Annotated in this window: 1 protein-coding gene; it reads left to right on the top strand. The window is 71.0% G+C overall.

Features of this window, described 5'->3' with window-relative positions; genetic code table 11:
- Positions 1–390, top strand: a 390-nt coding sequence (locus ACPCUX_RS18800; RefSeq protein ID WP_423389397.1) for an Ig-like domain-containing protein, incomplete at both ends; no start/stop codon positions are given.

Genomic DNA, 390 nt, shown 5'->3' with positions numbered 1-390 from the left:
GTGCTGACCTCGCCCGACCAGGACGGCTCGTACTCGTTCTACTACCAGATCCAGGACACCTACGGCGCCCGCGCGACCGGCGCGGTCACCGTGAACGTCTCGGCGAACGCGCCCCTGCTGCCCCCGGTCGCGCGCGACGACACCGTGCCCGTGGAGGACATCCTGGGCAAGACCGAGGTCACCGTCCCCGTCCTGGACAACGACGAGGACCCCGACGGCGCCGCGAGCGAGCTCACCGTCACCACCGACGCGACCACCGCGAGCGTCACCCCCGACGGCGAGCTCACCGTCACCCTCACCGAGGGCCGCCAGGTCATCACCTACACCGCGACCGACATCGACGGCCTCACCGCCAAGGCCTTCGTCAAGGTCCCCGGCCTCACCGACCAG

The sequence above is a fragment of the Cellulosimicrobium sp. AB352 genome (genome assembly GCF_049538415.1).
Taxonomy (GTDB): domain Bacteria; phylum Actinomycetota; class Actinomycetes; order Actinomycetales; family Cellulomonadaceae; genus Cellulosimicrobium; species Cellulosimicrobium funkei.
The sequence above is the reverse complement of the archived record's forward strand: the minus strand, read 5'-3'. Positions and strand labels throughout refer to the sequence as shown.